Here is a 26,490-nt window from a genome sequence, read left to right on the forward strand (position 1 = left end):
TATTATTGGGCTACGCCCTTCACACGCTTGAGGAAGGAGAATTCTTTCGGGGAATACGTTAAAAAGAAGCCTTAGAAGAGAAATACTCTTTTAAGGCTTTTATGCTTGTTCATTATTCCGCTGTTATGCCTTTAGGCCAAGTAGTCGTAAGATAACTATGATTAATAGCGCCCCTATTGTAAGGACCGCATTATTGACAGTGTGGATTAATAACACGTGCCAAATGTTTTTAGTCCATAGATATATTAGATTTAGAAATAGACCTGCAAACATGAAGGGAATTGTACCTATTACGCTCCCGAAATTATAATAGTGAATTAACCCGAAAAGAATTGAATTCAAAATGATAATACATGCTTTTTTAAAAAAACTACCCTGAAATATTTTACCGAGAAGTGTATAACGAAAAACAGTATCTTCAATTAATCCTGTAACAATAGGACCTAAAGCGATATAAATTAAGAGCATGAACATTTCAGGACTTGCGGTTAAAGGGTCAATTAAAGATGGTACATCTGTTTTTAAGCTGGTGCTAACTCTTGGAATAAGTGAGCGAATCAAACTAACTATAATTTGTAAAAGAACACCACCAACAATTACTAATAGAACGGAACGTTTCCATGCCAGTTTAAATTTACTCCAATGTCTACGAAGCATCGGAGCATAAACAACCATAAGGAAAATAAACATAATAATGCGTAAACTGGTATCAATAATTGCTGACAATTGATTTTTTACTGAGAAATATTGAGTGATAAAGCCTACAAATAATATTAATGGGATTAAAAGTAAAACGATATAATCTTTCTTTGTCCACACATTCTCTGAAAAATCTTCAGCAGCGACTAATTTAGTGAATTTATTCATTTGAATCTACCACTCCTAATAATATTATAAAAATCTTAATATGTTCCATTTTTAGTTAAAGTACATTATGTTAGCTATCACTATCTTCTAATTGACGGTGTTACAAGCGTTCAATAGCTTCACGGTTTTCAATCATCAATCTTTGTTTTTGCTAAAATGATTAGCTGCATATGTATGGTGCAACTTTTAAGGGCTTTTTTTCTCGTTAAATGCTCTAAGTAATACATTAAAGCGAATTTTTATGTTTTGATTTATAAAATTATAAGGGTAACCTTTAAATTTCACCTCAGATAATTCATGCGCCTTTCCTTATTCATAAAATTTGATTTTTTTAACAGTTGAATTCCACACGTTCACTTTATTTAGAAGTGAGAGTGGGGGAGATCAAAGAAAGAAGGGTAAATTAAGCTCTGTCTCTTGATAAAAACTTATAGAAATAAAAATAAGATAGTTACTGTTGGACAGATAGTAAATCACGATTAATAAACTAGGTCTTACGAGCACGATAGAAAAAATAGAACTTCATAAAAAGAACTCCTATGTTATTTAGGAGTTCTTTTCGGATGAAGTCAACAAATTTATAGAATGCTGAACATTAATTTGTTTTTTCAACAATCGGAGAAATAGCCTTCACCGGAACATCAGCAAGTAAAATAGGGCTAAACTCAAAAGATGCAGCATAAACGTTCACCGTATCACCGATTACAATATCTTGTAATACTTCGGTTGAAGTTTCAACTTTATAAGTTATGTTGTTACTTGACACCAAAATTGAATTCTCCGATGTTTGTACTACATTTCCTGTAATTTTTTCGTATTGATTTTCCAAAATGCTTTGTTCATTTCCTTTTTGAATAATCGCGTTCTTTGCCTCAAAAGGTAAATCCTTTAAAAGAATAACGTCCATTTCAAATGCTTGAGCATAAACATTTACTGTATCACCTATCTGAATGTTTGGTAGTACTTTTGGATTAACATGGGCACGAATGGTTTGGTTTTCACTTGAAATTTCAAGGCTATCTTCAGATTTTTTTGTCACTGTACCAGAACGTTTTTTTAGTTGTGCTAAGAGTTTTTGTTCTTTATCTTTACTCATTACATGGTTTTCTTGTTGTTTGTTAGATTCTTCATTTACTTTAGAAATAGAGTTTACATCAGTGTAAAATACAGTTTGTCCATAGATTATTTGATGTTTCCATTGGTCTTTGTTAGCAACTTTAACTTTGTCCCCGTTTTTAAAGTTAGAGTTACTACCATTCGGGAAGTCTATAGTAACTTCTTGACTATTTCCATTAGCATCTTTATATGTAACAGTCACATAATAAGGATCTGCATCATTTATTACCCCAACTACATGGTTTTCTTGTTGTTTGTTAGATTCTTCATTTACTTTAGAAATAGAATTTACATCAGTGTAAAATACAGTTTGTCCATAGATTTTTTGATGTTTCCATTGATTTTTGTTAGCAACTTTAACTTTGTCCCCGTTTTTAAAGTTAGAGTTACTACCATTCGGGAAGTCTATAGTAACTTCTTGACTATTTCCATTAGCATCTTTATATGTAACAGTCACATAATAAGGGTCTGCATCATTTATTACTCCAACTACAGTATTTTCTACTTGTTTTGTTTGGTGGTGGATTTGATCAGATTTTGCAAGAAATTGTGCAGCCTCTGCACGAGTAATCGGTCTATTAGGAGACCAGCTATTTCCATCTTCAGTGCCCTTAGAAATTTCTGTTTGTATTAAAATGTTTGCATGTTTTTCACCCCAATGTCCTTTTAAATCATCAAACGTAATTTGTCCATTACTATTTGTAATATCTTGTAACTTATATGCATTTACTAACATTGCTGCCATAGCAGCACGTGTAACTTTTCCTGAGGGATTGAATATTCCATTTCCTTCACCTTTAATGATTCCTGCCTTTTCAGCAGCAGCAATATAAGGGGTTCCCCAATGATTTTGAGAATCTGTAAAGGATGGTTTTGCATCGAAGTCAACTTGTATACCTAGAGCTTTTGTCATAATTGTTGCAGCAGCTGCTCGATCTAATGAATCGCTTGAACCAAAAGTGCCATCTGGATACCCACTTAATACTTTTTTCTCAACTAGATAATTAACGGATTTGTCAGCCCATGCAGGAACATCCGGGAATTTGTGAGTATTTGCAAATGCACTAGATGAGTAGGAAAGTAGACTTCCAGCAAGAATTCCTGTAGCAATTAATTTGTATTTCAAAATGTAACACTCCTAAAAATTATTACAGCTTGGTAAATCTATCATTTATAGTTAAACTCATAAGTAATATGACCTAGTTTAATAGATTGGGTTGGTATCATCACTATATTACAGATAAATAATATACGGTTGATTCAAAATATTATTTCGAAAAGAATTCACAGACATACACTTGTAGTAAGGGACTATTTGATATATTCACCAAGCGTGTGTAACTAGTATAGTTACTCGTATGTACGAGTGTCAATTAAAAAAGAATTACATTTTTGTAAGATAACCATGTTAATAATATAGTAAGTAATTATTATATAAGGTGAATAATTACTCATTATAATAACTATAAGGATGAATAAATTTCTTTTTAATCCTATGTAATGAGAGAGCCCTCTAGATTAAATAAAAGAGGGATATTTAGCATTATTTACTAGTAATTTATTGTAGTTTTTATCTTCGCTGGAATTCTATTATTATTCGTATTATTTGGTCATCATACTGCGGAGTTTTTAAATTTAAACAGTCACGGTGGCCTCTTTCCAAATGGTGCAACAGGTTGGATTATATCTATGTTGGTCGTTATCAATTAATCATTGAAAATAATCGAGTAGATTAAATAATTTAGATTTGTATGTGTGGTATTTTTGCACATCCCCTGAAAAAGGCGAATAAGAAATACTCTCCTAAAATTTCTAATGAATTACTTCGAATATACTATTTACTGTATTTTAGATAGTAACTTTGATCGCGATAATTCTTGAATAAATGCATCCATGTCAACAAACTCTTGTTGTTTATTAAACTCAAATCGCCCATAAAGATTAATAAGTTGCCATGCAAACGGAAAAGTTTGTATTAATATTAAATATTGGCTATTTTCTTTTCTTTAAGTTAGCAAATTAGTGAAAATTTAGGTGTTATAATAAATGATATGATTCGCTAATAAACTGTACAATCACCCCAGATAGGTGGATTGTCTTCATTTTTAATCAATAATAAACATAAAAACTTTACTTCGTGAAAAATTTCCTTTCTATATTATTAACCTTATTACCTTACAAAAGTGTAAGGTTATTTTTATTGACGTTCTTCAAAAGGTGTAACTATAATGATTACATGTTAATTGATAATTAAAATCATTTAGTAAATAGATATGATTGGAGATGTTTTAGCATATGAAGAAAGTCATTTTAGCTGGTGCATTAGGAATTGCAGCATTTACAGGAAGCAATATACCAGGATTAGATTCAAAAACAGCAAGTGCAGCTGTGCAAGAGTTCAACACTACAGTTGAGGGGAAAGTAATAGAAGCACAATCAAAGTATTTTGTTATTGAGAGTAAAGAATTAAATGAAAGTGTAACTATATATACTGGTTTTCAAGCCAATGTAAAGCCAGGTGAATATGTAAAAGTGAATAGTAATGGTCCATTACTTCAAAACGCATTTACTACAAGTTTAACAGCTAATACTGTGGAGCATTTTGAATTAGCTCCTGGAAACTATGAGAAATATACAGTTGGGCATGTAAGTGAAGTTTCTTCTAATGAATTATTAGTTACATATATAGATAATAACGGAAATCCAGCAGATCTTCGTGTCCCTCTAAAAAATACTCATAAATTTAAGGTTAATGACTTAGTGAAAGTAGAAAGTGATTTCTGGGCAAGATCCATACCACCTATAGCTGTAAATGCAAAAGTAGAAAAAGTTAAAACTCAAATTAATGATTCAATAAATAGTACTAGTACTGAGTCTTTAGAAAAAAAAGCTACTACATTGAAACCAGGAATGTATGAAAAAGAAGATGGTCAACCTAATTTTGTAATCGGAGAAATCACAAAAATAGACAAAGATTATACCGATTATGTAGCTGTCACATACCCTTCTAAAAATGGGGAAAATGATCTTGTTTATGTAGAGTTAACGCAGGGGCAACAATTTAATATAGGTGATATGGTTCGAGTAGATTTTCATGATGGATCTAATTTCCATGGAATGGATAAAACAACGTATGACCATATTCAAAAAATTAACGATAAAATTAAACAGAATACAAATAAAGAGCAATGGGTTTGGTCTTAATTTTAAGAAAATAAAATTATCCATCTATAATGTATATACCCATTCAAAAAGTCTTGTAATATGTTACAAGGCTTTTTTGAATTAATTACTTTAAAACATAATCTTTTGTTTCATTCATGCACTGAATTTTGTGAAATTTGTTTATAAAGATATAAAAAATTCTTTCGTTGATATTATTTAATCTAAAGAAAGTTCCTTTACTTCATGGAATTAGAAACATTTTTCTCAACTATTCTATATAATATAGTGATTAATTATTATACAAGGTGAATAATTAATCACTACATTATTAATATGGTTACCTTACAATAATGTAAGATTTCTTTAATTGACACTCGTATATATAAGTAACTATACTAATTACGCAATAGCGATTCATCTGTAAGTACTGTGTATACTAATACTTTTAACTAAAAAAGATGTGTATCTATTTTAAAACAAAAACACGTGTAACTATTAGCTTTATATGTATAGGATACAGTTTTATTAGTCATAATTTCGTATGGATAGTTGGAGAACTTAAAATTAATATAAAGAATGATTTTATATTAAACGTAATATTTAAATAAATTAAAGTTATAGTATATTCAGTATTCTCCTCGTTTGTATCTTGGATTTCTTATGATGAACCGATATATATAGAATCATTTCATAAAAATAAAGGAGATTTAATTATGAATTTTAAACAAATTATTTTAGCAGGTGCTGTCATTACTACAGCCACATTAACGACTTTGAATAGTGTACAGGCTGAGAAGAAAATATTTAATGATGTTCCAGTCAATCATTGGTCTGAACAAGCAATTAATGATTTAGCGAGTAGAAAAATTGTATATGGCTATGGAAATGATACTTTTGGATTTGGAGATAAAGTCACACGTGGTCAGGTAGCGAGAATGTTATACAATTATTTAAAACCACAGGATGTAGACTCAAGTTTTAAAAATCCATTTACAGATATAAAAGGTAATATGTTTGAAAAAGAAATTTTAGCAATGGTAAAAAAAGGAGTTATGACTGGATATGGAAATAGTAAATTTGGACCAAATGATAGCTTAACTCGTGAACAAATGGCAGTAGTTCTTACAAATGCATTTAAATTAAAAGCGAATTCAATAACTAATTTTAAAGATGTAGATAAAAATTATTGGGCAACGAAAGCAATCAGTGCACTGCAAGAAAATAAATTAAGCGCAGGCACAGGAAATGGTATATTTGAACCTAAAGTAATTGTAACTCGCGAACAATATTCGCAGTTCTTATATAATGTGATCAATAAAGTAGAGAAACCAGAAGTGAAACCAGAAGTGAAACCAGAAGTAAAACCAGAAGTAAAACCAGAAGTGAAACCAGAAGTAAAACCAGAAGTAAAACCAGAAGTGAAGCAAGAACCAAAGAAAGAGAGAACAACTGGGGCGAAGAAGGGAACAAAATCAGAGATTAATTTACCAGCATACCTCGATAAATCTTTAGTGACAAATGATGTTACTTATAATCAAATTGCATTAAACATGCTACAAGTTTCACAAATTTCAATTTCAGATCAAGCACAAAGTTTAGTTCGTGATATTAATAAAAAATATAATACTAATTTGAAATTTAGTAATATCGGATTAAGCATTAAGTTAGTAGATGAAGGTATGCCTCTTCCAACAGATTCAATTGGTGCGCAATTACTTATTGAAGGACCAGCTGAAAATGATTTTGAAATGAAATCCTTATATGATAATGAGGCCGTTGTGGAACTAACGAAAAAATGGGTTACCTTATTAGCTCCTGATTTAAATTTAGATCAAGAAATTCAAGAAGCAGTAGAGAAACATACTATGAATAACTACTATATAAAAGGGGACTATAGGGTTAGAATTATGAATTCAAAATCTGATAAAGTAATGCGTGTACAAGTAGAACCTAAGTAATTGCTATTGTTTTTTAATTTAAGGTTTACCGTGATTTAAAAATACTAATTAAATATATTATATAAAGGACACACCAGTATCTATCTAAAGGTAAGGTGTGTCCTATTTTTTGTACTGTAGATATACAATGAAAAAGTGAGATACAACATATGTTAATAAATGAAGTATATAAATTCCGTATATATTTAAATAAGAAGAAGGATACAATTTAGTTAAAAGAAGTAGGTATAAAAGCTCTTTAATCTTCAGAGAACTACTCCCCACTTAGCAAAGCTTGTAGTGGGAGCTTCTCAGGTCTACGAGGAAAGTAACCTTTCCTTTCATAGGGTTAGAAACATTTATATTAACTCTTATATTTATTAAAACAAGTAATTATTCACCATGTTTAATAATTAATCACTACATTATTAATATAGTTACCTTACAGAAATGTAAGATTTATTTAATTGACACTTATATGTATAAGTAACTATACTAGTTACACACGATTGGCAAATATATCGAATAGTCCCAAGCTATAAGTGTATGTCGGTGGATTCTTTTCGAAATAATAGTTTAATTCAAATAAAATTACTTATACGTAATATATTGATGGGAACAACTTAATCTATCTTTTAAACTAATTCATATTTCTTATAAGCTTAACTGTAAATGATTCATTTACCAACTTGTAATAATTTTTTAGGAGTGTTACATTTTGAAATACAAATTAATTGCTACAGGAATTCTTGCTGGGAGTCTACTATCCTACTCATCTAGTGCATTTGCAAATACTCACAAATTCCCAGATGTTCCTGCATGGGCTGACAAATCTGTTAATTATTTAGTTGATAAAAAAGTATTAAGTGGGTATCCAGATGGCACTTTTGGTTCAAGTGATACATTAGATAGAGCTGCTGCTGCAACAATTATGACAAAAGTTCTAGGTATACATGTTGATACAAATGCAAAACCTTCTTTTACAGATTCTCAAAATCATTGGGCAACCCCTTATATTGCTGCTGCTGAAAAAGCTGGGATAGTTAACGGTGAAGGAAATGGAATATTCAATCCCTCAGGAAAAGTTACCCGTGCTGCTATGGCAGCAATGTTAGTAAATGCATATAAGCTACAAGATAGAACAAATAGTAATGTGCAAAGTAAATTTAATGATTTAAAAGGACATTGGGGTGAAAAGTTTGCCAATATTTTAATTGATTTAAAGATTTCCGTTGGTACTGATAATGGTTGGCAACCAAATAGATTCATAACACGTGCAGAGGCCGCACAACTTACTGCCAAAACAGATACCCTTCAATCTGGTCCGAAAAATCCTATAGAAAGTAAAACAATCATTATTGATCCTGGACATGGTGGCGCAGATCCTGGAAAGCCCACAAAAGGATTGCCCGAAAGTAAAATCGTATTAGACACTTCTTTACGTCTACAACAATTACTTGAAAAGCGTACACCATTTACAGTCTTATTAACTCGCGAATCTGATACTAGACCTGGACATGATCAAAAAAGCTCTTTACAGGAACGTGTTAAATTTGCTAAGCAAAATGAGGGTGATATCTTTATAAGCATTCATGCAAATGCTTTTAATGGTAATGCAAAAGGGACAGAAACATACTACTATAATTCTTCTGAATCCGAAAAAACAAATCCTCATGTAGAAGAAAGCCGTGTTTTAGCGGAAAAAATTCAAACACGTTTAGTAGAGGCTCTTCAAACGCGTGATAGAGGCGTTAAACATGGAGATCTTCATGTTATAAGAGAAAATGATATGCCAGCTGTGTTAACGGAATTGGCTTTTATAGATAATGGTATTGATTATAGTAAATTATCTACGGCAAGCGGCAGACAGATTGCAGCTGAAGCTATTTATGAAGGAATTTTAGATTATTATGAATGGAAAGGAACTAATGTATCTGAATATAGACTATAATAATTAACACTCCGACTCCTAAAAGGGTAAGCTGATTAGCGTTCGAGGTATTCTTACTATCAAAGGTGAACTCCATTTCTGGTATTGGTGATGTGTAAGGTTACGGTGTGCCATCACCCGTATAGGTTTGTGAGATACGGACTATAAAGCATACCGTACAGGATGTTTCGTATTCATATGTTTTAGTTTTATAATTTATACTAGCGCCGACTTATTAAGGATTATAAATAAGTCGGTGTTTTAGTTAGTGTACTTAATGAGTACTATAGAAAGTTATGAACAATAAACCATGAATAGTTATTACTAGAAATTTTAGTTTGAAGATAGTTAAGCTAGATAATTCAGATGGTCAAAATACAATTAGTTTAAAGGAAACATTCTATACATAGTTGCTATAAAAATAATGGATAGTGTTGAGGACATGGTTGCTCACATTCTTTGTAATTCATTTTATGAAACCTTCAAATATTTGAAGGTTTAGTATAAAGAAAGTTGCATTATTTTGAAAGAAATCTTTTAAAATGCTCATAATATAAATATTAATTAGAAACTAATTTAATAAAAATGATGAAAGACTTAAGAAGGTGAATATATTGTTTAAACGTTCTCATTTGCAATTTACCTTATTAACAATAGCTCTTATATTCTATATAAGCTTTTGTTTTATATTTTTATTTGTTTTTCCAAATCATTATTTTGTATCAGATTTTAATATACGACTCTCATCTTTAGTTGTTGAAACTATTGTACTTATTTCATTACTCTATTCTATAGTATCCAGAAAAGTTAAGTTAGGAGTGTTTTGGGCTTGTATTACTATTGCAATAGGGTGTTTCTTGATAGGGAATTTTATATCTGCTTTTCAAGTACTTAATATAGAATTACCAATACAAAATTTTAATATCTCTGATGTATTTTTGTTGTTTTTCTTATTCTTCTTTCTCTTTGCGTTCTTTTATAAAATCATGATGGAATGTAACAAATGGGAGAAAGCGTATTTGATTTGTGATTTATGTATTGTTGTTACTGCTATTTTCACCTTAGAGTGGTATTTATTTAATAAACCTTCTGCAAATATCTTATTCTTATCAATTGGAGATGTTTTTCTTTCGTTTATTTTTCCAATTATAGATCTATTGCTTCTTTTACTAGGAGTTAGCCTTATTTTTCGACCAGCAATTTTTAATGCGAAAAGTAAATTATTTATTTTCATCTTAGTATTAACTGGATTGTCTATTACGGACTATTTATATTTCTATTTACAAGATGATTTATCACATCGTTCACTCATATTATTAAGGTGTTTGTATAGAGTTTTTCTATTATTTATTGCCATTGCTGCGACTATCCCAAGGAGTGCATCTTCTAGAAGAAATTATTTTATTATTAATCCGACATTTGGAAAGAAACTTCTTGTCATATTCCCTTATCTTGCAGTTGCAATATTAATTGGTTTTACTTTGAAAGAGCAAACTTCTTCATCTACACTGATTACGGGTAATTGTATTGCCTTTGTATTTGTACTGATTCGTCATACAATTGTACGAATGCAAAACAAAGATTTAACCGAAACATTAAAAGTGTTTAATAATCAATTAGAGCAAAAAGTATCTCAAAGAACAGCAGATTTAATAACCAAATCCAATGACTTGGTTAATAATCAAGAGAGATTTAAGTCCTTATATGAGTATCATCCAGATCCTATTTTAACGATTGATTCAAATGGTACTGTGTTAAATATAAACCAGGCTGGAAGTATGTTATTAGGAAAAAACAGTGATGAATTAATAGGTAAAGAATGTTTTTCGATTTTTTTAGATGAAGATAGATCTGAATTGGAAGCAGTTCTACAGGAAGGAAAACGATGCAGTTCGACTTCGTTACAATTACGGGTGAAAAACAATAATGAGAAGAACATTCATTTTTGGTGCGTAACCATTGTTCCTATTATGATAGAAGGACAAACTTTTGGGAGTTATGTAATGGTAAAAGACATTACGAGAATGAAGCAACAACAAGATAAGATAAACTATCTAGCATTCCATGATACAGTGACGGAGATTGGAAATCGAATATTCTTCCAACAAGAATTAGAAAAATCCATTGAGCGTGCACAAAAAACGCAGGGTGAATTTGGACTCTTGTATATAGATTTAAATCGTTTTAAGACCATTAATGATACAATGGGACATTCAATTGGTGATAGGGTTTTAAAAGAAGTTGCCAAACGTTTTAGGACATGTCTGTCACCAATTATTCCTTTAGCAAGAATAGGGGGAGATGAGTTTGCAGTCATAGTCCATAACCACACAGAACAACAGCTATTGGATTTATGTGAAACTCTGTTTCGTATAACTGAGGAACCATTTGTAGTAAATCAGCATAGTTTTTACTTATCTCTTAGTATAGGAATAGCAGTGTATCCGTTTGGAGGAATAAACACTACTACACTTTTACAACATGCTGATATTGCCATGTATAGCGCAAAGGAAAAAGGTAACAATGCTGTTTGTATGTACGACGAGACATTATCTCAAAAAATAACACGACGATTACGATTAGAGCAGGATTTACCGAATGCAATTGAAAATAATGAGTTGTTTTTATTATATCAACCACAAGTTGATAGTAAGGCAGGTAAGGTTATTGGTGCAGAGGCTTTAATACGTTGGCAACATCCAGAGCTTGGGCTAATCTCACCTTTTGAGTTTATACCTATCGCGGAAGAAACGTCGCAGATTATTTCAATTGGGAAATGGACGTTACAGGAAGCGTGTCGGCAACTGAAAGAATGGCATTCTGCGGGCTATTCAAATTTAAAGATGGGTATAAATTTATCAGCTATAGAGTTTGAGCAAAAGGGCTTTGTTCAAACAGTCATATCTATTATAGAAGAAGTAGGGGTACCAGCTAACTCGATTGATTTGGAATTAACAGAGCGTATAGCAATGGTAGATGAAAAAGAAACTTTATCGAAGTTAAAAGCATTAAAATCATATGGTGTACATTTATCAATTGATGATTTTGGTACAGGATATTCTTCATTAGCGTATCTACCTTTGTATCCAATTGATACTTTGAAAATTCCAAGAGAATTTGTGAATAGGATTGGAACTTCAAATGATGGAGATGAAATTATACAAACTATTATTTCGTTAGCCCATACTTTAAATATGAAAGTAATAGCAGAAGGGGTAGAAACGAAGGAGCAATTAACAGTGTTACAACAAAATGCATGTTATCTAATTCAAGGTTATTACTACAGTAAGCCTGTAAATGAAGATGAATTTATTAATTTTTTAAATACGAAACAAAATAAATAAGTCCAAAAAAATATATGAATTAAAGTGAGAAGACGTTCTACTCATATGGAGTAGAACGTTTTTCTTATGTTTATTTTCAGCAGATATGAAGTTAGGTTTCTGTTTTTGAGAGTAAATTTAGTATTCATATCCCCAGGATCAAATTTATCGTGAACTACACGCCACTTAGCAAAGCCTGAAGTGGGAGATTCTCAGTTCCGCGACGGAGAAAGTAAGCTTTTGACTCCCTGAGCGTTACTTCGGGGTGTACCACTCCTTAGATGTCCTTCGCACGTTTGAGGAAGGAGAATTCTTTCGGGGAATACGTTGAAACTTAGAAAATATATTGATTCTATTATCACGATTGTGTAATATATGGTTATATTGTTAGTTTATTTGATTCCGTTTATTCCCACACCTTCTTGTGTTGTGGTTGAGCTGTAGAAGCAAGTTACGTCTTGTTTCAATTGTGAAAGGGCTTCTTTGAGCCGATTAGTGTATATATAGCTTATTTTGCTATGCACATTATTAATCGACTTGAAGAAGCCTTTTTTGTGTTGTTTTCAAGTTTGCAGGTGGGTTTACTAATGATTCATAAAATAACAAATTTAATAGTAGAAGAGATAATAAAATGAAAAAAGATTGTAGACACTTACAACTAGTACCAACAGTAGAGGGGCATAAAATACGAATGGAAAAAATTCAGAAGTCATATGCTGCACCAGCAATGTCATCTAAATCCAGAGCGAGAGTAAATCAAATGAGAGGATGTTTTGAAGTTGAAATTATAATGCTAAATGGTAAATGTCAATATTTTAAACTAAATACTCTTAATGAAAAAGAAGCCATTCAAGAAATTGCGTTATATTGAAGGGATTTAGGAAATGAAGATAGGCTATGTCATCTTATGGTGCTTTGTCGCACAACAAAGTTTTTATCATAGTACAAGAATCATTGCAGAACCAAAGTTTCGTACATTTCTACGTAAGGTGAAAGCTTATTTCTTTGATTATGAAGAAGTGGTTTATGAAACTGAAAAATAAAGAAGGATAGGTATGAAAAAAGATAACATTTTGGAAGTGTTAGATGACCCAAAAGAGCGGGAAACAAAAGAGTAATCCTAAGATTCAAATGATATATTCGCTGTTTTGGATGAGCTATCGGAGATTACAGATGATGAACTACCATTTTAATTATATCGAGGTAGTGTATAGAGGGGAAAAGGAAGAGCTAAGTGATGTATATACTTGGATCTTCTTTTTTTATTGCAAAAAAGAACTTGGAGGGAATATCATGTTTACAAAAATTTTTATCGGTCTATTTTGTTATGTGTTTTTGGTAGTTTGTAATTCAAAGGAAAAATTTTTAATAGAAGAAGCCAAGAAAAAAGAAAGGGAAAATAAACCGGTGGAACGACCCGTTTATTGGTGCCCAAGAGAAAATAGACCTGTCGGAAGGGAACAAGAGCGTGTTATTGTTCCAACGAAAGAAATCAACTTAGAAAAGGATGTAGAAAGTGTATATAACCTAGTTACTACATCGGTTCATGAGAATCTCGATAAGGAAGAGGGTAACAAGTTAAAACATGAAGTTATAGAAGAAGTGGAGTATGATAAGGCGGTTTATGATATTCCATTTCCAAGTGATGAGGATATACCAGAGGGACTATTAGAATATAGGGATTCTTTCCAGAACTAGTTTCGATTCTTTTAGAAAGAGAAAACATAGAAGACATTTGTCCAGTTCAACGAGGAGTACCCAATGTAGAAAATATGTTTTTTGTGAAGTGTACTGCAAAAGTGATAAGACGAAAACAATGACTGACAAGTGTAATGAATATGTCTGATAACAAGCATTATTGGATTCATACAGGGGGAGAGATATTACCGGAAAATCAACTGCTGTATTTAGAAGTAAAAATTGATTCATCGTATTCCTATACATTAGTTAGATGGAGTGGTAGATAACTAGGAAATATCTGAATGTATTTCCTAGTTGTATTTTCTTAGTTAAATAGCATGAAAAACAGCATTTTCTCACTCATTTGTACAAGGATAAAATTTTTTTATTTTTGTACAAATGAGTGAGATAGAATGATTCACCATATTAGGATATTCTACTATAATGGAACACTGTATATCATTGTAATATTAAGATGTTTTGAGATTCAGGTGATTAACAGCCTTAAAACAGGAGAATTGAGAACTCTCCGTAATATTCCAATGCTTTAAATAGATAGCATTAAAACATGATTATTGTATAAAAAATTATTTTATCAAATTAAATAGGAGTGATAATATATGGCAATCGATCATATAAACAACAACGTAGTAGAAAAATTAGAACAAGCGGTGCGCTATGAAAAGAAACAAGTTCAGTTATTACGTGTAAGTAAAAGTAGTTCTAATATACACGCTTACATGATTTTTCCGGAATTCTCAGAGGCTAAAATTTCCCATACCGAACTGAATGAATATATAGAAAACCTATCAATAAGCTTGAAATATGTGATTGATCGGAAGTTGAGTCAACAAGAAATAGAAAAACAAAATCATTCTTTCATTATGACATGTACAGTTGAGGAGGATGGAGTGATAGATGATGAAACTATTCATTTTAATACGACGTATGTTAAACCACCAACAATTGCAAATAAAGTATTTAAGTTAGTGTGTGGATTAGGCAATCGTTTAGATAGTTTAAAAGAGTTACATCTTACAGTATTAAATAATAATATTAATCGAATTGAAATTGGATTTTACAATGAAAATGAAACATATATGGCAGTAGAGAAGGAAGAAATCGCGAATGCAATTATGGGAGCATATACAAAAGCAAATATCTATTATGCTGCAGACCTCTATTATGTTGCAAAAGGAAATCAAATCAAATTAAAGAGCGTTAAACCCAAATTAGCGGGGGATGTATGATGAAACAAGAAAAATGGATGATAGGAGTCTTAAGTATGCTTGTTTTAATCGCTTTACTATTTATCCCCTTACAAGCAGCTCAGGCCTCTGCAAAAGTTGATTTTAATGAATTGAAGGGGAACGATGTTTCGTCATCCTTTAAAGAGGGATTAAATAATCGAACGAAAACAAAAGAGAAAGATGATTCATTTGGCTCATCAATCATACAAAAGATTGAAGGTTTGTATGCACCGGTTTTTAAGGTAGGAGTAAATATCTTTTCTATTTCATTCGTATTAGGCATTATTGTCATGGTTATGGCGTTAATTACAAAGAATGGTCAATGGATGAAGTGGGCAACTGGAAGTATGATTTTCTCATTTATTAGTATGATGTCCATGAGACTAAGTGTGTACTTCTTGTTCAGTTCTGATGTATTTTCGTTTATGAACATCTTTACAGATTTTTTAGACCTGTTTAAAAGAACAGCACTTATTTTCACACCATTTATGTTAACCACGGGTATTCGTCTAAGAAGAATTCATGAGAGTACGAAACAGCCTGAGTATTACCGTTGGTCCAACCGTGTTATAACGGGCTCTTGTTTGCTGTGTGTGTTAGCCGTAATCGCTCCATGGCTATTTAATAATATGTAAAAAACTATATATAAGAATAGAGAGGTACTGGATCTTTATTCAGTACCTTTTATCTATCTATCGGGTTTCTTCTTTCGTATTCTTCAAGTACTTTCGGTGACAAAGGGGATAATATGCTACTTAGATAAACAGCTGTATATCTGCAGGTTAAAAGATTTGAAAAAGCTGAATCTGTTTCTTGTTCTGTTACCGTATTAACTACTATAAGTTTGAACATTTCTATCACAATCCTCTTTAGGCTAGTTCGTAAATTAATAGAGACGCGTATCACATCATGCTTACAATTAAACGTAAATATTTCTTAATGAAAAATAACTTTATTTATTTTGAAAGGACTGTTTGTTTTGAAAAGAAATCGAGAATATATTGTTTTGCGAAATTCCATTTTAATTGGTTGGCTGCTCACAATTATTGTTATGGGCCTATCTGTCTATTTTTCTTCCATTGTGTATTTATTAATCGGTTGTTTCATTCTGTCCCTAAAATACGGATTAATGGGCACAATAAAGAATGTAGAAAAACGTTTACCTACATGGGCTAACTTTGGTGTTATTGAAAAGCCAGTAAATAGAAGGGTAACTAGACCCTTTCAGTTTCGGGGTGGGCTTTTTGTATCTTTAGTGTTGGGATTCGTAGAAATGGTGATAAAAGGCTTATGTATCTCATATTTTATTTTAGGATTAGAAACGTATGTATATGGTTTGATGAGCAGAAATGCAAGAGTGTGAAAAGGAGGCTTCTATTATGAAAGTATTGATATTCGAATTGATTCTCATTGTGATTCTGATTCCTTTGAACATCATTTTAAAAAAACATGTACCGAAATGGAAAGGGAAAGCCGGAGAAAAACTAGTGAAACGTATATTGGGCAAATTGGATCCCACAAGTTATTATGTGTTACATGATGTGACGGTTCATACGGAGTATGGTGATACAATGCAAATTGACCATATTGTTATTGCGGAAACAGGTGTATTTGTTATTGAGACGAAGAACTATGAGGGCTGGATCTATGGAAGTGAGAAATCAGCAAGGTGGACACAGGGTATTTTTAGAAAGAAATCCTCTTTTCAAAACCCATTTCGACAAAACTATAAACATATTAAGGCAATTGAATGGTTGATGGAAAAACAGATGCCGTGTATCTCTATTGTAGCGTTTCATCCAAAATGCAGTCTAAAAAGGGTAAATGTTCATTCGAAAGATAAACATATCTTATATTATAACGATCTAAAAACATGTATCGAATCCTATATTGATTTGAAACTAACAAAAGACGAGGTTAAGCATATCTACCAAACTATTTTGCGAGCTAATATTACCGATAAGAGCATTGATAAGAAACATGTGAAGTATTTACAGAATAAGTTCGCTAAACAATAAGAAACCGAGAAAGGAACAATGTTATATTTAATAGGATTTTTGGTAATCATCGTAGTAATTATTCGTCTTAACTTAAAAGTCCATAAGAACCGTTTTAAGACTGTTGAATAAATGTATATAACTATATACTTATTTATAAATGTAAATGATAAAATAGATACATAAAAATAAATAGGAGGTTTAGTTGTGAAAGAAGTGTTAGATGTTGAAACGTATGTACAAAAAATGAAGAATCAGAAAATAAATTATGACAAAGTATTAAGAAAAATGATTAAAGATTGGGAAGTAAGAAATGAAAGACCAAAAGTGTTACTTCATTCGTGTTGTGCTCCTTGTAGTACTTTTTCATTGGAATTTCTTGCAGAACATGCAGATGTTACAATCTTCTTCTCAAATTCAAATATCCATCCGAAAAGTGAATACATGCGACGCTCTAATGAACAAAAGATTTTTGTAGAAAAGTTTAATGATCGTACAGGGCATACAGTAGGCTTTATTGAAGATGACTATCGTTCAAATGTATTTTTTAAAATGGTAAAAGAGGAAGGTTTGGCAGAAGAGCCAGAAGGTGGGCTTCGTTGTTCAGCTTGTTTTGATATGAGATTGGATCGTTCAGCTGAGGTAGCACAAGAAATGGGATTTGATTACTTCGGTAGTGCGATTACTCTTTCTAAAAATAAAAATAGTCAATTAATAAATGAAATTGGAATCGGTGTGCAACAAAATTATGATTCACGTTATTTACCAAGTGATTTCAAAAAAAGTAACGGATATCAACGCTCAATTGAAATGTGTAATGAATATGATGTTTTCCGTCAATGTTATTGTGGATGTTCATTTGCAGCGGAAAAACAAGGTATAGATTTACGAGCGGTGAACAAAGATGCAATAAATTATCTGAAAGAAAATAATCTTAGTTTGAAAAAAGAGATTTAATCGTGAAAAATTTGATGTGAAATTAACCTATGATCTACAAAAGAGATGCATTATGTTTTTAAATGATAAATATAAAAAGCTAAAATAGTTCTGCAATAACTCCTTACTGGTTAAATTTCTAGAAAAGAAAAAACCAATAAGGAGTGTTTTCTTAATCTCGCATTGCCCCTGCTTCTCGGGAAGTCATTGCTCCTTGTCCCGCTCTTACATCGTTCTGAATTTCTTGTTTCACTTTTTGTGCATCAGTTTCAGCAAAATCTGCTTTCATAACAGAACCCGTGCTTTTTATAGCTTTTTTATGACCTTGCATACAAATCCTCCTCGATTTAACGTTTAACAACATTATTATTTACAAAAATATACTCGATATTCTCGATGAATTGAACATGTTTCATGTAAAGTACAATGTAGGAAGGCATCTTAATTGTTCGACACATATAAAGTGTAAATCCAATATATAAAGAATATACGTTCTGTATAATAGTCATATACCGAAAGAGATGTGAATGAAATGATGATTAATAAAGCCTATAAGTTTCATATCTATCCAAATCAAGCACAAGCAATTCTAATCAACAAAACGATCTTTGTATTCAATCATTTCCTTTCCCTATGGGATCACGCATACAAAGAAACAGGGAAAGGTTTGACATATGATTGACGTTTAACAAATCACTTGATAATATATTAGATATCTAACATGTTAGTGGGTGATTTTTTGTCTTTATATGAACAAGTTAAACGCATTAATGAAGCTGAATATACTATAAACCGCTTGATATATAAACATTACAAGCAATATTTAAATAGTGGTATTACAACACAACAAGCTGTTGTATTAGATATTGTATATTTAGCGAAACGTATTACGGTCGGCGAAATTGCGATTGAAATGAATATAAGCTCTAGCGCGGTTAGCCAATTAATAGCGAAATTGGAAAAGAATCAATATATCAAACGAGAAATTAATCTTCAAAATCGACGTGAAATATATATAACGTTAGATGAAAATGGATTGGAGTATTTTTCGAAGCAAGATTATGTAGAACAGCAAATTGCAGATAAAATTTACAGCAAACTTTCATCAGAAGAGCTAGATGAATTTGAAAGAATTGTTGATAAATTAAGGGGGATTGTGGTGAAGGAATTATAAAAATCCCTTCACGTCTAATATGTTAGGTATCTAATTTGTTTAGGGGGCTAAAATATGAGAGGTTTACTTGAAAATATCGCTTTTAACGGTGCAGTTTATTATGAAAAAAACGGTCAAATCAAGCAGTATTTTCATGGTTATCAAGAACTCGAAAAGAAGCACCTTATTAACAAAAATACACAATTTAATCTAGCATCATTAAGTAAAATGATTACAGCGGTAATGACGTTTCAGCTAATCGAAAAAGGACAGCTACAGTTAGAAGATAAAATTACATGTTGGTTTAACATACCATATTTTACAGAAGTAACAGTTGCAGAATTACTTACACACACATCTGGTATTCCAGAGTATATCACGGAAGATTTAACAATAAGTGTTGAAACATTTATCGAAGGAGTGCTACCACAATATACATCAAATGACCATTGGTCTTATAGTAATACGAATTATGTTTTACTTGCCAAAATAATTGAAAAAGTGAGTGGTTTATCGTATGAAACGTATTTGCAACAATATATTGCAGAACCATTAAATCTTACTCATATGACCACGCAACCCATAAAGCAATTTGTAGCGCAAGGTCAAACGTTTAATTATGAGGAGCAACAATATAAAAAGGTGCTTGATGACCCATATTTACAAGAAATCGAAAAATATAATAATCAATATGGTGACGGTGGTATTTATGCAACAGTCGCAGAGGTAGCGAAGTTTTTAAAAGCATTTTGGCAAGGTCAGTACATTAGCAAAGAGATTGTTCAATTTATGTTAACACCGACAGAAGTCAATAATAATTATAGTTATGGTTTTATCATTCAAAATGAGTGGGTTGGCCATACAGGTGGATGGCTTGGTTGCTCTGCACAAGCCTTTATGAATATACCTACAGGGGAAGTGATTGTGTTAGCGACGAATCAAGAAGTGTTTCCTCAATATGAACAAGAAATTATGCATTACTTAATGGGAGTACAATATGCTGTAGAAGCACCAAAATATGTGATAACTTTACCGCTCACAATTAAAGATGATATTACGGGTTGCTATGAATTAGCAGATGGACTTGGCACAAGATTTACAATTACAAAGGATGTACAATTTATGATTTCATTTGAACACCAGTTGTCTGTGCCACTTTTTAAAATAGATGAGTCATATTATTGGATACGTAATACGATGAGTTATGTAGATGATGCTAAGCATTTATTTATCGATGAAGGTGTTGAAATACCATATCAAAAAGTCAATTGATATGGTCAGGAAGGATCTGTTTTAAAATATCACATGTATAATTCTCCTTATGCTTTTTCTAGAGTGTTGCCTCATTTAGACAACTTTTCAACAGAATTTTCAAAGTTATCCATATGATCAAAAAAGAATAGATGAATTTGCAGGATTAGTCTATCCAAAAGCGGGAGGTGTTCAGTCATTAAAAGTTGGAACTTACAGTATAGGTTTCGATACCATTAGGAATCTACTAGCATTTGTAATCTTTTTCAAGTATTTGCACCAAAATTCATTATTTTAAGTGAATATGGTACAAAAATGACAAAACTCTTTTAAGGACAATAATAAAGATTGACGGTTTATAAGTCACCTGCTAACATATTAGATATCTAACATATTAGTTACTTAATATATTAGTTATCTAACGTATTAGCGGGTGATTTTTTGTCTTTATATGAACAAGTTAAGCGTATTAATGAAGCTACATATACAATAGACCGTCTGATATTTAAACATTATAAACAATATTTAAATATTGGTATTACAACACAACAGGCGGTTGTATTAGATATTGTGTACGTGGCAAAGAGCAGTACGGTCGGCGAAATTGCGATTGAAATGAATATAAGCTCTAGCGCGGTTAGCCAATTAATAGCGAAATTGGAAAAGAATCAATATATCAAACGAGAAATTAATCTACAAAATCGACGTGAAATATTTATAACGTTAGATGAGAAAGGGGTGGAGTATTTTTCGAAGCAAGATTATGTAAAACAGCAAATCTCAGATAAAATTTACAGCAAACTTACATCAAAAGATGTAGATGAATTAGAGCGTATTGTTGACAAATTAAAGGAGATCGCGATGAAGGAATTATAATGATCTGCTTATGTTTAATTTGTTAGGTATCTAATTGTTTTAGGTTATTAACAAGTGAAGGTTTACTTGAAAATATTGCGTTTACTGGTGCTGTGTATCATGAAAGAAATAGACAAATCATGTTATTAAGAAATTACAAAGCAGCATCTTATTAAGGAGAATACACGATTTAATCTAGCATCACTAAATAAATATCTACAGTGGGGCATTCTAGCTAATCGAAAAAGGGCAGCTACGATTAAAGATAAAATTATAAGTTGGTTTAATGTACAGCATTGTACAGAGGTGACAGTAGCAGAATTACTTATACATCCGGTATTTTAGAGTATATTGCGAAGGATTTGATAATAAGTGTTAAATAATTTAATAGTCTTGTAGTTTTCTATTATAAATGGGATATACGATTGCTAACATTATTTAAATTACATTATAAAAAGTTGTATAGTGTCATAAATCTAGCTTTGAAATAATGTCATTATGTATATAGACAAATGTGATGTTTAGAAAAAGTTTCTCAATCTTCACTTCCAATTAATTCGTTTACAAAATTACCTACATATGCTAATTTAATGGAGCTGAAGTAATAATATGGAAAAATAGTGATCTAGTAACTCTGAATTGAAAAATGAAGTAAATTATTTGGGAACTATGTTAGAAACTATCGTTGGTGTCATGAATGGTGTATTTGTATAATCAAACGATACATTGAATAATACTCCATATAAAAATGTATGGAGTCAAGGTAGCTAGAATTCATGAATACATATCAAATGCTAGAAAAGATTACTTGGACAAAATCTCAACCGAAATCATCAAAAACCACGATGTTATCGGTATAGAGGATTTACAAGTATCGAATATGTTAAAGAATCATAAGTTAGCAAAAGCAATCAGTGAGGTATCATGGTCACAATTTCGAACTATGTTGGAATATAAAGCAAAATGGTATGGCAAACAAGTCATTGTCGTATCGAAAACATTTCCTTCCAGCCAATTATGTTCTTGTTGTGGATATCAAAATAAAGACGTTAAAAATCTAAACCTGCGTAAATGGGACTGTTCTTCTTGTCGTACACACCATGATAGGGATATTAACGCAAGTATCAATTTAAAGAATGAGGCGATAAGGCTTCTAACCGCAAGGACTGCGGGGTTAGCCTAATCAATTAGAGTTCGATAGAACTCTTTACTTAGGAATCTCTCACTTCTAAACGAAGTGAAAGAGGGGGTAGTTCAAGAAGGGAAATTCTATATCACGAAAAATTGACTATACATTTTTTCATATTCACTTGGTTTGTGATAGCCAAATGCTGAGTTGATTCTCCTTGAATTATAGAAGAATACAATATACTCAAAAAGTGATTTTTTACTTTACTCATTGTTTTATACTTCGTTTGATAAACAAGTTCTTGATTAAGAATGCGGTGAAGGTATTTGATACAAGCATTAGTTGTAATAGTTTCTTTTGTGGTTCAAGTTGCCTATCAATTTATATTGTTTTAATAGTTTTGATACTCACTGGAAGCATACTGAATACTATACTCACTTGTTATTTTTTCAATTTTTATACTTCTATATATTTGGTTAAATTCTTCGGGGGCTTGAAAGGTTTTGCGCATAAGTTTTGGATCGGTATAGCCATTTGGAATAAATACATTTAGAAATTCTCAGACTTTGCAGATTTTCTTCACTCAATATTGGGAGCGATGATGGTGAATAAACTCTAACTTAATCGAGTACTATGCGAGAATTAGTGCATCGCCTTTTTTAGAATTCTATTTTCCTCTTCGAGATTACTTAATTACTTTTGTCATGCTCTTAGTTCAGCACCTGAGGTAGAAATTTACTTCAAGTTGTTCGCTATTCTTTTTAATTCAACTATATAAGGGATTCACAATTAATCCAGTTTCTCGAATTAATTGTGCCACGGGTTTATTGTTCTTTAGAATATACTTTACTGTTTCTTTTTTATGTTGCATTATGACATTTTCCATTTGCTTTTTCCATATAAACACCACATTATTGTTATATTTTTTAGTAAAACAATATAGGGCTGCCTTTTAGTCTAGTATCAAGCCTAAAAGCATGAATTTATTACTATTTAATGTCTGTATATTCTTATAAAATCTAACGAAGGGCAGGTATAAATACTTATGGATCATGTGTTTTTTGAAGAGCTGAGCTTTATTATATGTAACATGAAAAAGCATAAAAATGAATTAAGATCAATCCTTATGGAAGTCAGCACGATTGAAAGTGCTGAGTATGAAATTAGTTCTAGCATTAATGTTCTGGAGCAAGCAACAAAGGAACTGAAATATATGAAAAGAGATATAGTTGAAAAAGTAGCAATCTTCTATCCAACTAACTCTATTCTATATTCTTATATTTTATATGCAATTATTCCAAGCTATTACTGTAAAAATATTTTCTTAAGACCGTCCACATTATCTCATTCTACTACGTTGAAAATTCATAATTTTTTTAATGAATATTCTAATTTGAATGTAAAAATTGAACCTATTGGATATGCAGAATTTAAAAAGAAAACATCTGATGCAGAAGTGGTGGTATTTACAGGTAATTATCATAATAGCCTATCTGTTCAAAAGGACTATCCTGGCGCGCTCTTTCTATTTTTTGGTTCCGGCTTAAATCCTTTTTTCATAGGCGCTGAAGCTGATATCGAATATGCTGCTGGAAAAGCTGTAGAGGCTCGAGTGTTCAATTCTGGTCAGGATTGCATGTGTCCGGATTTATTTTTTATCCACAGGAGTCAAAAAAAAAGGTTCGTCAAATGCTTGTTGCAGCAGTTAAATGAGATAAAAATGTCTGGACGAATGAGTGACAAGGTCAAAAACAGTAATTATAAAGAGCTAGTGCTGCAGGCTGAGATATTTCTTACTGATTATCAAGAAAAAATTGTATATGGGGGCCAAGTGGAGATAGATAAGAGTTGGATTGAACCTACTGTTTTGGTTTCCGATATGGATGATATGCCGCGATATGAGGAGCACTTTACCCCAATTTTTAATGTTGTTTCCTATCATGATGCGTCTGAGGTACTCAATTGGCTTATGGATGCAAAACGCTTGGAATCGTCATTTGGTGTATCTGTTTTTGGGAATACAGATTTAATCGAGCCATTAAAAAAACATTATACAGTTGCTCTTAACAAAACACTTTTTGATATGGAATGTGGCCATCTGCCTTTTGGTGGTTATGGTCCAAAGGCAAGTTATGTGAAATACAAAGACTGCATGGAAAGCAGGCCAATTTTAATTTCTAAAGAAGTCAACCGAGTATTTAATCAATATATAATGCAGGTTAATTAAAAATTAGGGGGAGTTGTTTTTGTTCACTTCTATATGGGATTTTTATGCATATTTATTAAAAAATTCAAATATTAGAAAGGTCTTTGCTATGGTGGGAGAAGGCGAAGGTCTTCTAGAATCTGCACACTTAGCCAATATGGATGTGTATACATCGAAAGACCAAAGAATTGCAGCAAGTATGGCTATGGGATATTCTCAAGCCTCAGGTGAACCAGTCGTTTACGCGACAAGCCCCGGTCCAGGACTTGTGAATGGATTAACGGCAGTGTTGGAGTCTTTTTCTGCGTGTGTTCCTCTGATTATCATTTCTGCAGGGACATCTAGAACATCCATTGGAACAGGAGCTTTTCAAGAACTCAACAGTATCGAATTGATGAAAGCTATCACAAAATGGCAGTATAGGGTTGAACACGAAGATCAAGCAGAGTGGGCGCTAAAAAGAGCGGTACATATGGCTATAAATGGAAGGCCTGGACCAGTTTATTTAGAAATACCAAATGACCTAGAGCAACAGCGGTATGAGCAGCCCTCTTCATTGATTCCAAAAGAGCCAATTGTCATGTGCCCACATCCAAGGCAGATAAGCTTGACAGCAGAGATTTTAGGGAGGTCAAAACGACCGGTGTTTATCGTAGGAGGCGGTTGTCAAAATAATTCCTTGCTAGGTCAATCTCTTTTGACCTTGGCTGAAAAATTTCAGGCCGCCGTGTTTACCACTGCTTCTGGTAGGGGGGTTGTGAATGAGCAGCATCCACATGTATTTGGCAATATAGGTCTTTATGCTTTGCCAGAAGCAAAGGAACTGCTGAGGGAAGGGGATGTCTTTCTGGCTTTTGGCACGCAACTTGAAGAAACAGCTTTAATGGGGTGGAAAGATATTGCAGATGAAAATTTGTTTATACACATCGATTGTGATTACGAAAGTTTGAGAAAGTCCGTTGATGAAGATGTGAGCATCTTAGGTGATGTTTCCCTAACTGTGCAGCAGCTGCTGGAACATGAGGAGAATGAAGGATCGAAGCGACACCCATGGCTAGAGAGACAGAGACGGGTCAAATATCAGCTCACTAGCGAGTGGACTAAATCTGATTTTTTAAAACACCCTATCAGAGCTGCTTATCATATATTGTCACAACACATGGAAGGAAATAATATTTTGGTTCAGGATAACGGGCTTCATGATATATGGGGCTATTCCTATCCTATTTTTATTAATCAATTGGGAAGAACCCTTGTACCTGGCGAACAAACTGCCCTTGGTGTGCCAATGGGGGCAAGCATCGGAGCTAAATTAGCTCAGCCTGAATCCACCATTGTTACGTTTATTGGAGATGGCTCATTTGAAATGGGAAAAGGGGCATTAGATACTGCATACGAGCTGGGATTGGGTATGATTTATATCGTTATTAATAATGGGGGCTATTCGTGGCCGCGATTTAATCAACAAAAAAAGAATATTTCCATTGGATGTGATTTTAGAGAGCATCAATGGGCTCATGCGATTCAATCTCTTCAAGGAGCTTTTTACTCTCCAACTAATGAAGAAGAATTCAAAAATGCTATTTGTGAAGCAAAAGAGCAATGTAAACGGGGGAAACTGTCCTTAATTGAAATATGCGTAGACTGGAAAACGGATATTCCATATACAGTACAACAAGAGTATGGGGTGTAGGG

17 protein-coding genes and 4 pseudogenes are annotated in these 26,490 nt (G+C 32.2%); 18 read left to right on the forward strand and 3 right to left on the reverse strand.

Annotated features, from left to right (window positions below):
• Window positions 1-123: 123 nt before the first annotated feature.
• Both QCI44_RS29225 and QCI44_RS29230 read right to left on the reverse strand, forming a co-directional pair.
• Entirely contained in the window at window positions 124-867 is a 744-nt protein-coding gene (locus QCI44_RS29225; protein ID WP_353811609.1) for a CPBP family intramembrane glutamic endopeptidase, read from the reverse strand.
• A gap of 595 nt (window positions 868-1,462) precedes the next feature.
• Entirely contained in the window at window positions 1,463-3,109 is a 1,647-nt protein-coding gene (locus QCI44_RS29230) for an S-layer homology domain-containing protein (RefSeq protein WP_353811610.1), read from the reverse strand.
• A 1,169-nt stretch (window positions 3,110-4,278) separates the two neighbouring features.
• Between QCI44_RS29230 and QCI44_RS29240 the strand changes: the two genes are divergently transcribed.
• From QCI44_RS29240 to QCI44_RS29290, 11 genes and pseudogenes are all read left to right on the forward strand, one after another.
• Window positions 4,279-5,187, forward strand: coding sequence for a hypothetical protein (locus QCI44_RS29240; protein WP_353811611.1), 909 nt, complete (start codon window positions 4,279-4,281; stop codon window positions 5,185-5,187).
• A 674-nt stretch (window positions 5,188-5,861) separates the two neighbouring features.
• Window positions 5,862-7,106, forward strand: a complete 1,245-nt coding sequence (locus tag QCI44_RS29245; protein ID WP_353811612.1) for an S-layer homology domain-containing protein — start codon at window positions 5,862-5,864, stop codon at window positions 7,104-7,106.
• A gap of 697 nt (window positions 7,107-7,803) precedes the next feature.
• Window positions 7,804-9,036, forward strand: a complete 1,233-nt coding sequence (locus QCI44_RS29250; RefSeq protein WP_353811613.1) for an N-acetylmuramoyl-L-alanine amidase — start codon at window positions 7,804-7,806, stop codon at window positions 9,034-9,036.
• Window positions 9,037-9,629: 593 nt separating this feature from the next.
• Entirely contained in the window at window positions 9,630-12,359 is a 2,730-nt protein-coding gene (locus QCI44_RS29255; RefSeq protein WP_353811614.1) for an EAL domain-containing protein, read from the forward strand.
• Between the two features lie 610 nt (window positions 12,360-12,969).
• A pseudogene (locus QCI44_RS29260) lies at window positions 12,970-13,381 on the forward strand (DUF6018 family natural product bioysynthesis protein).
• 250 nt (window positions 13,382-13,631) lie between these two features.
• Window positions 13,632-14,305: pseudogene (locus QCI44_RS29265) on the forward strand (transposase).
• A gap of 333 nt (window positions 14,306-14,638) precedes the next feature.
• Window positions 14,639-15,268: a hypothetical protein gene (locus tag QCI44_RS29270; RefSeq protein ID WP_088083710.1), complete on the forward strand. Its 630-nt coding sequence runs from the start codon at window positions 14,639-14,641 to the stop codon at window positions 15,266-15,268.
• Window positions 15,268-15,903, forward strand: a complete 636-nt coding sequence (locus QCI44_RS29275; protein WP_353811615.1) for a hypothetical protein — start codon at window positions 15,268-15,270, stop codon at window positions 15,901-15,903. The genes QCI44_RS29270 and QCI44_RS29275 overlap by 1 nt, the downstream gene beginning before the upstream one ends.
• 344 nt (window positions 15,904-16,247) lie before the next feature.
• The gene (locus tag QCI44_RS29280; protein ID WP_088083711.1) at window positions 16,248-16,631 is read left to right on the forward strand and encodes a hypothetical protein; all 384 of its coding nucleotides are present in this window, start codon (window positions 16,248-16,250) and stop codon (window positions 16,629-16,631) included.
• Between the two features lie 16 nt (window positions 16,632-16,647).
• Window positions 16,648-17,286 (forward strand): nuclease-related domain-containing protein, encoded by a 639-nt coding sequence (locus QCI44_RS29285; protein WP_088083712.1) that lies wholly within the window; start codon window positions 16,648-16,650, stop codon window positions 17,284-17,286.
• 195 nt (window positions 17,287-17,481) lie between these two features.
• Window positions 17,482-18,222, forward strand: a complete 741-nt coding sequence (locus QCI44_RS29290) for an epoxyqueuosine reductase QueH (RefSeq protein ID WP_454497605.1) — start codon at window positions 17,482-17,484, stop codon at window positions 18,220-18,222.
• 151 nt (window positions 18,223-18,373) lie between these two features.
• Here the strand turns inward: QCI44_RS29290 and QCI44_RS29295 are convergent, their stop codons facing one another.
• Window positions 18,374-18,532, reverse strand: a complete 159-nt coding sequence (locus QCI44_RS29295; protein WP_176553824.1) for a hypothetical protein — start codon at window positions 18,530-18,532, stop codon at window positions 18,374-18,376.
• 201 nt (window positions 18,533-18,733) lie between these two features.
• Between QCI44_RS29295 and QCI44_RS29300 the strand changes: the two are divergent.
• The 7 genes and pseudogenes from QCI44_RS29300 to QCI44_RS29335 form a co-directional block, all read left to right on the forward strand.
• Window positions 18,734-18,877 (forward strand): annotated as a pseudogene (locus QCI44_RS29300) (helix-turn-helix domain-containing protein); the annotation flags it as partial.
• 63 nt (window positions 18,878-18,940) lie between these two features.
• Entirely contained in the window at window positions 18,941-19,375 is a 435-nt protein-coding gene (locus QCI44_RS29305) for a MarR family winged helix-turn-helix transcriptional regulator (protein ID WP_353811616.1), read from the forward strand.
• Window positions 19,376-19,429: 54 nt separating this feature from the next.
• Window positions 19,430-20,626 carry a serine hydrolase domain-containing protein gene (locus QCI44_RS29310; protein WP_353811617.1) on the forward strand — a complete coding sequence of 399 codons (1,197 nt, stop codon included), beginning with the start codon at window positions 19,430-19,432 and terminating at the stop codon, window positions 20,624-20,626.
• Window positions 20,627-21,046: 420 nt separating this feature from the next.
• Window positions 21,047-21,481, forward strand: coding sequence for a MarR family winged helix-turn-helix transcriptional regulator (locus tag QCI44_RS29315; protein WP_353811618.1), 435 nt, complete (start codon window positions 21,047-21,049; stop codon window positions 21,479-21,481).
• A gap of 736 nt (window positions 21,482-22,217) precedes the next feature.
• Window positions 22,218-22,643, forward strand: a pseudogene (locus QCI44_RS29320) (RNA-guided endonuclease TnpB family protein); the annotation flags it as partial.
• 991 nt (window positions 22,644-23,634) lie between these two features.
• A complete protein-coding gene (locus QCI44_RS29330) occupies window positions 23,635-24,816 on the forward strand; it encodes an aldehyde dehydrogenase family protein (protein WP_088083718.1) in 1,182 nt (393 codons plus the stop codon).
• Window positions 24,817-24,835: 19 nt separating this feature from the next.
• Window positions 24,836-26,488, forward strand: a complete 1,653-nt coding sequence (locus QCI44_RS29335; RefSeq protein WP_088083719.1) for a thiamine pyrophosphate-binding protein — start codon at window positions 24,836-24,838, stop codon at window positions 26,486-26,488.
• Window positions 26,489-26,490: the final 2 nt, after the last annotated feature.

Origin of the sequence: Bacillus cereus group sp. RP37 (assembly GCF_040459695.1) — a bacterium.
GTDB lineage: Bacteria > Bacillota > Bacilli > Bacillales > Bacillaceae_G > Bacillus_A.

What these genes read in the sequence shown, in the direction of transcription:
- QCI44_RS29225 (WP_353811609.1), bottom strand. Translation starts at nt 867, where the DNA reads ATGAATAAATTCACTAAATTAGTCGCTGCTGAAGATTTTTCAGAGAAT.
- QCI44_RS29240 (WP_353811611.1), top strand. Translation starts at nt 4,279, where the DNA reads ATGAAGAAAGTCATTTTAGCTGGTGCATTAGGAATTGCAGCATTTACA.
- QCI44_RS29245 (WP_353811612.1), top strand. Translation starts at nt 5,862, where the DNA reads ATGAATTTTAAACAAATTATTTTAGCAGGTGCTGTCATTACTACAGCC.
- QCI44_RS29270 (WP_088083710.1), top strand. Translation starts at nt 14,639, where the DNA reads ATGGCAATCGATCATATAAACAACAACGTAGTAGAAAAATTAGAACAA.
- QCI44_RS29275 (WP_353811615.1), top strand. Translation starts at nt 15,268, where the DNA reads ATGAAACAAGAAAAATGGATGATAGGAGTCTTAAGTATGCTTGTTTTA.
- QCI44_RS29285 (WP_088083712.1), top strand. Translation starts at nt 16,648, where the DNA reads ATGAAAGTATTGATATTCGAATTGATTCTCATTGTGATTCTGATTCCT.
- QCI44_RS29295 (WP_176553824.1), bottom strand. Translation starts at nt 18,532, where the DNA reads ATGCAAGGTCATAAAAAAGCTATAAAAAGCACGGGTTCTGTTATGAAA.
- QCI44_RS29310 (WP_353811617.1), top strand. Translation starts at nt 19,430, where the DNA reads ATGAGAGGTTTACTTGAAAATATCGCTTTTAACGGTGCAGTTTATTAT.
- QCI44_RS29330 (WP_088083718.1), top strand. Translation starts at nt 23,635, where the DNA reads ATGGATCATGTGTTTTTTGAAGAGCTGAGCTTTATTATATGTAACATG.